This window comes from Mycobacterium sp. E342 (genome assembly GCF_001667665.1).
Classification (GTDB): Bacteria; Actinomycetota; Actinomycetes; order Mycobacteriales; family Mycobacteriaceae; genus Mycobacterium.
In genome coordinates, this window is record NZ_LZJM01000338.1 from 1 (window position 1) to 9,104 (window position 9,104).

The 9,104-nt window shown below is 69.9% G+C and carries 8 protein-coding genes and 1 pseudogene; 3 read left to right on the top strand and 6 right to left on the bottom strand.

The genetic code is table 11. The features are described 5' to 3' along the window. Positions 1 to 522: DUF2561 family protein (locus A5692_RS27450; RefSeq protein WP_068062720.1), on the top strand; the 522-nt coding region annotated here is incomplete at its 5' end. Between the two features lie 7 nt (positions 523 to 529). On the opposite strand, the gene A5692_RS27455 is transcribed toward A5692_RS27450, so the two are convergent. Next, a complete protein-coding gene (locus tag A5692_RS27455) occupies positions 530 to 763 on the bottom strand; it encodes a hypothetical protein (protein WP_068062722.1) in 234 nt (77 codons plus the stop codon). A 271-nt stretch (positions 764 to 1,034) separates the two neighbouring features. Between A5692_RS27455 and A5692_RS27460 the strand changes: the two genes are divergently transcribed. Further along, the gene (locus tag A5692_RS27460) at positions 1,035 to 1,517 is read left to right on the top strand and encodes a DUF5994 family protein (protein WP_068062725.1); all 483 of its coding nucleotides are present in this window, start codon (positions 1,035 to 1,037) and stop codon (positions 1,515 to 1,517) included. On the opposite strand, the gene A5692_RS27465 is transcribed toward A5692_RS27460, so the two are convergent. From A5692_RS27465 to A5692_RS27480, 4 genes are read right to left on the bottom strand one after another with little or no spacing between them, the layout of a single operon-like run. Then, positions 1,514 to 3,211: a cytochrome bc complex cytochrome b subunit gene (locus tag A5692_RS27465; protein WP_068062728.1), complete on the bottom strand. Its 1,698-nt coding sequence runs from the start codon at positions 3,209 to 3,211 to the stop codon at positions 1,514 to 1,516. The genes A5692_RS27460 and A5692_RS27465 overlap by 4 nt on opposite strands. After that, a complete protein-coding gene (locus A5692_RS27470; RefSeq protein ID WP_068062730.1) occupies positions 3,208 to 4,410 on the bottom strand; it encodes a ubiquinol-cytochrome c reductase iron-sulfur subunit in 1,203 nt (400 codons plus the stop codon). Before A5692_RS27470 ends, A5692_RS27465 begins: the two co-directional genes overlap by 4 nt. Further along, a complete protein-coding gene (locus A5692_RS27475; protein ID WP_082963153.1) occupies positions 4,407 to 5,273 on the bottom strand; it encodes a cytochrome c in 867 nt (288 codons plus the stop codon). Before A5692_RS27475 ends, A5692_RS27470 begins: the two co-directional genes overlap by 4 nt. Before the next feature lie 29 nt (positions 5,274 to 5,302). Next, positions 5,303 to 5,914, bottom strand: coding sequence for a heme-copper oxidase subunit III (locus A5692_RS27480; protein ID WP_067274561.1), 612 nt, complete (start codon positions 5,912 to 5,914; stop codon positions 5,303 to 5,305). A gap of 138 nt (positions 5,915 to 6,052) precedes the next feature. On the opposite strand from A5692_RS27480, the gene trpD reads away from it, so the two are divergent. Beyond that, positions 6,053 to 7,147 (top strand): anthranilate phosphoribosyltransferase, encoded by a 1,095-nt coding sequence (gene trpD / locus A5692_RS30115; RefSeq protein WP_156766324.1) that lies wholly within the window; start codon positions 6,053 to 6,055, stop codon positions 7,145 to 7,147. On the opposite strand, the pseudogene A5692_RS27485 reads toward trpD, so the two are convergent. Beyond that, positions 7,085 to 8,926, bottom strand: a pseudogene (locus A5692_RS27485) (DEDD exonuclease domain-containing protein); the annotation flags it as partial. The gene trpD and the pseudogene A5692_RS27485 overlap by 63 nt on opposite strands. Positions 8,927 to 9,104 lie beyond the last annotated feature (178 nt).

Here is a 9,104-nt window from a genome sequence, read left to right on the forward strand (position 1 = left end):
GTGGCCGCGGCCGTCGCGCTGACGGACCTGGGGCGGGGCTTTCACAAGGCGGCCGGCGGCACGCATACCACCTCGTGGGTGCTGTACGCCGTGATCGTGGTGTCCGCGCTGATCATCGCGGGGGCCATCCCGATGCTGTTGCGCGCCCGCCGGATGGCGCAGAGCGAGCCCGCCGCCCGGGGGATGACGGCACCCCGGCCCCCGGTGCGCCTGATGTCCCAGGCGCCGCGCACCGCGGCCGAATGGGCGCGTCAGCCGAGGGCGCAGGCGCCGGCTCAGGAGGCCGACTCCGGCTGGTCGGGTGAGGCGGTCGATCGGGTCTGGTTGCGCGGCACCGTGCTGCTGGTGGGGGCGATGGGCCTGGCGCTGGTCGCGGTGGCCACTGCCACCTACCTGATGGCCGTGGGCCACGACAGCCCGTCCTGGGTCGCTTACGGCGTGGCCGCGGTCGTCACCGCCGGGATGCCGGCGATCGAGTGGCTGCACGTCCGGCAGTTGCGCCGCGCCGTCGCCGAGAAGTAGGCCCCTATCAGGACGCCTTGGCGTACCTGCGAACCCGTTCGTCTTCCCCGAAGGTGCCGGTGTGTTGCGTGCCGTTGGCGTCGCGGCCGAAGAACGTCCAGCGCCGGGGAGTGGTCTGCGGCCCGCTGATCATCTTGACGGTGTAGCGCAGCGTCGTGGGCCGCAGCGTGCCGATGACGTCACCGACCTGGATCTTCGACGGATGGATCTCCGGGGCGTCGCCCCAGTCCTGTATCGCCATTGCGCCCATCCTCACCGTGTCGGCCCTCCGCTCACCCGGACAGCGCCACGGTCGGACCCTCGTCACTGTAGTGCACCGGCGACCCGCGCCACGCCTCCGCGCGGGCCGGCCCCCTGGCCGGCCCGATAGGTCGCCGGTGGCGTAGCGTTCACCGCGAGCCGTTTCGTTGTCAGCGGTGGTCCGCCCCTGCCGGCCATCCACGGGCAATGCGATTCCTCCGTCCGCCTCGCGCTCGCCGGGGCGAACGACGCCGACGTGAAGGGATCCGCCCATGGTTGTCGCGAATCTGCCCGGCCGCGAATCGTTCGAACGCCGCCGCCGCGCCAATCCGGTCCGGGTGTCGGTGGCCCATGAGCTGGGCCGCGCCATCGACGGCGCGTGGTGGCCGCGGGCGGACCGGATCACCAACGAGTTGCCCGAGTTGGTCGCCGTCCTGACTCCTCTGCTGGGAGAAGTCAGCACCATCAACGTCAACTGGCCGCCGCTGCAGCGACCACCCGACCTGAACTGGTCGGGATGGGAACGAAAGCGTCAGCACGTGATGACCGTCGTCGGGGACGACGCACAGGTGAACCTGCTGGTCATCCCGTACGCGACCTACAGCGCGCTCGCCCTGATGGTGCTGCGCTGCGCGGCCAACCTGCCCGTTGAGGCGCGCGACCAGATGAAGCCGGCCTTCCTGACCGCCGGCTCCATCGTGCGGGCCGCCCACCAACAGTGCGGCGCGGCCGTCACCGGACCTGCACGAGGCTAGTGGTGCTCGCCGTTCGTGCCGTTTGAACCGACGGTGGTTTCCTGGTGCTCGCGCAGCGCGGTCAGGGCACGTTGCTCGGAACCGTGCGCCGCCTCGCGCAGGGCCGCATCCTCGGACGCCGGGTCGGCGAACAGGAAGCTGCCGTGACCCGGTGAACCGGCCGAGCCCAGCTTGTTCATCCGCTTGGGCAGCGCCGCGCCCTGGTACTCGAGCGGTATCGGGTGGCCGTGATCGTCGACGGGGCCGAGCGGCTGATGCAGCTCGACGTAGGCCCCGTGCGGCAGCCGCTTGATGATGCCGGTCTCGATACCGTGCGCCAGCACCTCCCGGTCGCTGCGCTGCAGCGCCACGCACCACCGGTAGGCGATGAAGTAGACGACCGGCGGCAGGACGACCATCCCGATGCGGCCGATCCACGTCGTCGCGTTCAGCGAGATCTGGAACTTCAACGCGATGATGTCGTTCATCGCGCTGAGCGTCAGCACCATGTAGAACGCGATCGCCATCGCCCCGATCGCCGTGCGCACCGGCACGTCGCGCGGACGTTGCAGCAGGTTGTGGTGGGCGTAATCACCGCTGAACCGCTTCTCCAGGAAGGGGTAGATGATCAGCAGCACAAAGATCAGGCCCATCAGCAGCGCCACCCAGACGGGCGCGGGAATCGTGTGGTGCCAGAAGTAGAACTCCCACGGCGGCCAGATACGCGCCAGGCCCTCCGTCCACATCATGTAGAAGTCCGGCTGCGAACCGGCCGAAACGTGAGATGGCTTGTAGGGGCCCAGGTTCCAGATCGGGTTGATCTGCAGCAGGCCGCCCATCAGGCCGAGCACACCGACGATCGCGGCGAAGAACGCGCCGGACTTCACCGCGAAGATAGGCATCACCCGCACCCCGACCACGTTGTGCTCGGTGCGCCCGGGGCCGGGGAACTGGGTGTGCTTCTGGAACCACACCATCGCCAGGTGCAGCCCGATCAGCGCCAGGATGATCCCCGGCAGCAGCAGGATGTGCAGGGCGTACATCCGCGGGATGATGGTCCCCACCGTGGCGCACTCGTTGCCCACGCCGCCGCACGGGAAGTCGCCGCCGAACAGGGCCCAGTGCAGCCAGGTGCCGATGATCGGCATGCCCAGCGTGATCGAGGAGAGCGCGGCGCGCAGCCCGATGCCCGACAGCAGGTCGTCGGGCAGCGAGTAGCCGAAGTAGCCCTCGAACATCGCCAGGATCAGCAGCAGCGAGCCGATGACCCAGTTGGCCTCGCGGGGCCGGCGGAACGCGCCGGTGAAGAAGATGCGGGCCAGGTGCACCATGATCGACGCCGCGAAAATCAGTGCGGCCCAGTGGTGTACCTGACGGACGAACAGGCCGCCACGCACCTCGAAGGAGATGTCGAGCGTCGACGCGAACGCCTTGGACATGTCGACGCCGCGCAGCGGCTGGTAGGCGCCGTTGTAGGTGACCTCGGCCATGGACGGGTCGAAGAACAGCGTCAGGTAGACACCGGTGAGCAGCAGCACGATGAAGCTGTACATCGCGATCTCGCCCAGCAGGAAGGACCAGTGGGTCGGGAAGACCTTGTTGAGCTGCCGGCGCACCGCCGCCGACGGGTGATAGCGGCTGTCGATGTCTTCGCCCTGGCGCGCCAGGACGTCGCCGATCTTGGGCGGCTTGGGGGGACTCAGCTTCGGACTCATGATGTCGTCCTTTCCCAGAAGGCCGGTCCGACGGGCTCGATGAAGTCGCCGTTGGCGACCAGGTACCCGTTGGTGTCGATCGTGATGGGCAGTTGCGCCAGCGCGCGAGCCGCCGGGCCGAAGATCGGCTTGGCGAAGTGCAGGGCGTCGAACTGTGACTGGTGACAAGGGCACAAGATTCGGTAGGACTGCTCCTCGTACAGCGACGCGGGGCAACCCAGGTGCGAGCAGACCTTGGTGTAGGCGAACAACTCGCCGTAATTGAAGCTCTCCTGGCCCTGGCGCTTGACCACGCGGGGCATGTCCGACGGCCGGACCCGGATGAGCATCACGGGGTTGCGGACGCCCTGGTTGATCGCCCGGAGCTTCTCCTGCGATTCCGGGGTGGTGCCGTCGCCATCGGACTCGCGCCACGGGAAGACGGTCTCCATGCCGCCGGCGTCGAGGTCCTCCGGGCGCATCTTGACGAACGGCGATGTCCCCGCGGAGCCCGTGGCCCGCGCGAGGAAGATGGTCTCGCCCGCGTACCGCGGTGTCCAGCCGGACGTCCACAGCACGGCCTTCTTGCCGTTCGCGGTGGGCACCACCGGCTTCCACGGGTTCTTGATCAGGCCGCCGGCAAACGCCACCAACGTGGACAGACCGAACGCGCCGAGGCCCAGCCCCAGCGACGCCCCGATCACCTTGCGCCGCCGGACGGTCGAGCCTTCCAGGGCGTCGGTCAGGTTGGCCACGACCGTCTTGCGGTCGATCTCCCGGGAGGCGCCGTCGTGCCGCTCCTGGATCGAAATCTCTTCCGGGATAAAGCGTTTCTGGTACAGGATGGTGCCGACGGCGATCGACAGGATCGACATCCCGAAGGTCAGCCCGTACAGCGGGGTAGCCAGGTCATACAGCAGGCTGCCCGCGGCGGCCTTCGGCTTGTACTCCCACGGCCAGAACAGGAACACCAGCAGCAGCGCCAGCCCGAAAATGCCGCCCAGCAACAGCCACAGGGCGACTCCTCGCTCGGCGCGCTTCTCGGCCTTGGTGCCCTCGACGGGCCAGCGGGGTTCCTTGACGAGCGTCTCGACGCCGTCGAGCTTGCCGCCCAGCGCCACCAGCTCGTCGCGCGACATGGCGGCCAGGGCCGCCTCGTCGGGTTCGTTCGGTGCGGCGCCCTTGTCGGTGTCAGAGCCGCGAACGTCGTTTTCGCTCATGATGCTCGTGCCCCAATCCACAGTGCCAAACCGATGGCGGCGACCATCCCGATGATCCACGCGGCCATGCCCTCGGGTGCGGGCCCGAATCCGCCCAGGCCGTAGCCGCCGGGCTGGCGCTCCTCGCTGACCGCCTTGATGTAGCCGATGATGTCCTTCTTGGCCTCGAAGGACAGCTGGCGGTCGGAGAACTTCGGCATGTTCTGCGGGCCGGTCCGCATCGCCGCCAGGATCTGCTGCTCGTTCGGCGCCTCCAGGGCCGGGGCGTACTTGCCCGACGACAGCGCCCCACCCTTGCCGGTGAAGTTGTGGCAGGAGGAGCAGTTCAGCCGGAACAGGTCCCCGCCGCGGCCCAGGTCGTCGCCGCGCAGCGACTTCATGGCCAGGCTGCCGTCCGGGTTGCGCACCGTGGTCGGACCGCCGCCGTTGGCCTGCACGTACGCGCCGAGCGCGTCGACCTGCGCCTCGTCGAAGATCGGCTCCTTGCGGGGCGCCTGGGCCTCGCCGGTCATCGCGGGCATCCGGCCGGTCGAGACCTGGAAGTACACGGCCTCCTCGCCGACGCCGATCAGGCTGGGCCCGCGGTCGGGCACACCCTGCAGGTTGGCCCCGTGGCACGACACGCACGACGTCTCGAACAGCTGCTTGCCGGTCCGCAGCAGCGCCGAGGACGACTCGTCGGCGACGGCCACCTGGGGGCGCGGCGTCAGCACGGCGGCCAGGCCGCCGGCGATGGTGAGCGCGATCAGCAGCAACAGCCCGCCCGAGAGGCGGCGGCGCAGCCGCCGCCGGGAGCGATCACTGGCGGCTTTTCGCGACTGTCCGGGCCGCGCACCGGATCGGGTAGACCCCAGTTTCTTCAACCCAGCACTCCTGTTCGTCCAGCGTCGGCTCATCGGATGAAATAGATCACGGTGAACAGCGCGATCCACACGATGTCGACGAAATGCCAGTAGTAGGAGACGACGATGCTCGCGGTGGCCTGCGCCGGGGTGAACTTGCTCATCGCGGTGCGCGCCAGCAGGAAGATGAAGGCGATCAGTCCGCCGGTGACGTGCAGACCGTGGAACCCGGTCGCCAGGTAGAACACGCTGCCGTAGGCGCTGCCGGGGATGGTGGTGCCGTGAGTCGCCAGGTGGTAGTACTCGTAGCCCTGCCCGCAAACGAAGAACAGGCCCATCAGGAAGGTGATCACGTACCAGCGGCGCAGCCCGAAGACGTCGCCGCGCTCGGCCGCGAACACCCCCATCTGGCAGGTGAACGACGACGCGATCAGCACGAGCGTCACCGGGACGGCCTGATAGAGGTTGAGTTCGGTCGGCGGCGGCGGCCATTTCCCGCCCGACTGCGCACGCGCGGTGAAGTACATCGCGAACAGGCCGGCAAAGAACATCAGCTCGCTGGAGAGCCAGACGATGGTGCCGACACTGACCATGTTGGGTCGATTCAACGAATGAACCCGCGACGTGATTGCAGTACCCGAGGTCCCTACAGCGCTGGTCACATCCGCAAGTATGACGCTTTGTAGTTGATCAACTCCACCCGGGGCGGCAATTAATGTTTTCGCGTCGCGGCCGCGTCCGGAGCGGGCGGCTTTCCGCGCCTGTTGGGGGAGGTTCGGTCCGCGTGGGACCATCGGCGCGTGGCTGTGTCATCTGAGGCTTCGCCCCCCGGCGGTTCGACCGCGGGCCCGGGGTCGGCGCCGTCGTGGCCGCAGGTCCTGGCCCGGTTGACGGACGGGCACGACCTGACGCGGGGCCAGGCCGCCTGGGCCATGGAACAGATCATGGCCGGCGACGCGAGCCCGGCGCAGGTCGCCGCATTCGCGGTGGCGATGAAGATGAAGGTTCCCACCTCGGCCGAGGTCAGCGAGCTGGCCGAAGTCATGCTGAGCCGCGCGCGCCCCATGCCCGCATTGCGCGATGACGCCGTCGACATCGTCGGGACGGGTGGTGACGGCGTCAACACGGTCAACCTGTCCACCATGGCGGCGATCGTGGTCGCGGCCGCGGGCGTGCCGGTGGTCAAACACGGCAACCGCGCGGCGTCGTCGTTGTCCGGCGGCGCCGACACGCTGGAGGCGCTCGGGGTGCGCATCGAGCTCGAACCCGAGCAGGTCGCCCAGAGCCTGGCCGAAGTGGGCATCGGGTTCTGCTTCGCGCCGGTGTTTCATCCTTCGTACCGGCACGCGTCGGTGGTACGACGCGAGATCGGGGTGCCGACGGTCTTCAATCTCCTTGGGCCGCTGACCAATCCGGCCAGACCGCGGGCCGGGCTGATCGGCTGCGCCTTCGCCGACCTGGCCGGGGTGATGGCCGGGGTGTTCGCCGCGCGCCGGTCGAGCGTGCTGGTGGTGCACGGTGATGACGGGCTCGACGAGTTGACCACGACCACCACCAGCACCATTTGGCGCGTCCAGGCCGGGACGGTGGACAAGCTGACGTTCGATCCGGCCGGATTCGGTTTCGTCCGAGCCGATCTCGGCGACCTGCTGGGCGGCGACGCGCAGGCCAACGCCGCCGAGGTGCGTGCGGTGCTGGCCGGCGCCAAGGGGCCGGTCCGGGACGCCGTGGTGCTCAACGCCGCCGGGGCCCTGGTCGCCCACGCCGGTCTATCCAGCCGCGCTGAATGGTTGCCGGCGTGGGAGGACGGGCTGCAGCGCGCCAGCGCGGCGATCGACTCCGGCGCGGCCGAACAGCTGCTCGCGCGATGGGTGCGGTTCGGCGAGCAGCTCTGAATCGTATTGCGCCGCTTGGTCATAGGCGAGTCGCGCCGAGCGCGCCGATGCCGCCCATGCCGCCCATGCGCCGGCGGAGCGCAGCGGTGATGCCCAGCCCGCGGCGTCGGGGGAGTCGTCGACGCGGACGATGCGCACCCCGGGGCCGGTCAGCCAGCGCGCGATGAGGGCGGATTCCTCCACCAGTGCACCGCCCAACGGGGCCGCGGTCGGCAGAATCGCCTGTGCGCCAGCCACAATGGCGTCAACCACCGGCATCGGGGGCACCCCGCGCCTGGCGGTGCCGGCCGCCGCGAGCTGGCCGTGCCGGACGACGGCGATGTGATAGCCGCCCTGGCCGTCGGGCGCGGCGGCTATCAGTTCGGGCAGCGCGGCCAGCGCGCGCAGCCGCTGGCCGCGCCACAGGATCTCCACGGCGGTGGCGGTGCGGTCACGCAGGCGTGCCGCGCTCTCGAAATGTTGTCGCTCGGCCAGCGCCGTGACCTGGTCCGCGGCGTCGGACAGGGCGGCGTTGCCCATCCCGTCGATCAGCGCGGCGCCGCGCGCCACGGCCGCGGCGTATTGCGTGGCCGTGACGCCGCGCGCCGCGGGGCAGGGTGAGATTTCCGCCTCGGCGCAGGCCGGGCCGTGCAGGACCGAACGTCCCAGCCGCGTCGTGCAGGTTCGCAGCCCGGTGAAGCGCGACAGCAGGGCGGCGGTGTCGGCGGCGTCGGCGCGCGAGCGGAACGGGCCGATGGCCCGGTCGTGGCGGGGCGCTCGCACCACCGCGAGCCGCGGGAACACCTCATCGGTGAGCGCGACCCACCACCACCGGTGCGGAAACCTCGACCGGCGGTTGTAGGGCGGTGCGTGCGCGGCCAGCAGCCGCAGCTCGCGGACGCCGGCCTCGAGCGCGTGGGCGCACTCGACGTGGTCGACCGCGGTGGCCAGATTGACCATTTCCTTCATCCGTCCGCGCGGGTCGGCGCCGGTGAAGTACTGGCCGACCCGGCGGCGCAGATCGACGGCGGTGCCGATGTAGAGCACGTCGCCCGACGGTCCGCGAAACAGGTAGACGCCCGGCCGGCGGGGCAGGCCCTCGGCGAGGACCCGCTTGCGCCGCTGGGCCGGGGTCACATCCGGCAGGTAGGAGCGCAGGTCGGCATAGGTGTGCACGCCCTGGTTGCCGACCCGCTCGATGAGGGCGTGCAGCACGTCCACGGTGGCGCGGGCGTCGTCGAGGGCGCGGTGCGTGGGCCGGGTCGCAACGGCGAACAGCCGCGCCAGCGAGGCCAGCCGCACGCTGGGGGCTTCCTCCCGGCTGAGCACGCGGCGGGCCAGCCGCACGGTGCACAGCACCTGCGGCCGCGGCCAGACGAGGTCGCACTGCGCCGCCGCGGCCCGCAGGAATCCGACGTCGAACCCGGCGTTGTGGGCGACCAGCACCGTCCCCTGGTCCAAGCCGGCGAACTCGAGGAACATCGGCAACACGGCGTCGATGCTGGGGGCGTCAGACACCATCGCGGTGGTGATGCCGGTCAGCTGCACGATCTGCGGCGGGATGCTGCGCTGCGGGTCGACGAGCGTGGCGAACTCGCCCAGCACCACGCCGCCGCGGACCTTGACCGCCCCGATCTCTGTGATGGCGTCGGGGGCGCTACCGCCGGTGCTTTTCGTGCGCCCCCCGGTGGTCTCGAGGTCGACCACGACGAAGGTGGTGTCGCACAGCGGGACGTCCGGGGCTTCGAAGGACGATCCCAAGTCGGCGAAACTGAGCTGAGTCGCACCACCGGCAACCATGCCGCGACGGTAAGCGTGGCCACCGACAACCAGCCGGCACCACCTTTGCAGCAGAAACTTCCGCACCGGCTGCGTTCGCCCCGGCGTGGGAGCCGCGCGGGTGTCGGTGGCCACGCTTACCGTCGCGGCATGGTTGCCGGTGGTGCGACTCAGCTCAGTTTCGCCGACTTGGGATCGT

Coding starts and splice junctions, on each gene's coding strand:
- A5692_RS27455 (WP_068062722.1), bottom strand. CDS start 763: ATGGCGATACAGGACTGGGGCGACGCCCCGGAGATCCATCCGTCGAAG.
- A5692_RS27460 (WP_068062725.1), top strand. CDS start 1,035: ATGGTTGTCGCGAATCTGCCCGGCCGCGAATCGTTCGAACGCCGCCGC.
- A5692_RS27465 (WP_068062728.1), bottom strand. CDS start 3,211: ATGAGTCCGAAGCTGAGTCCCCCCAAGCCGCCCAAGATCGGCGACGTC.
- A5692_RS27470 (WP_068062730.1), bottom strand. CDS start 4,410: ATGAGCGAAAACGACGTTCGCGGCTCTGACACCGACAAGGGCGCCGCA.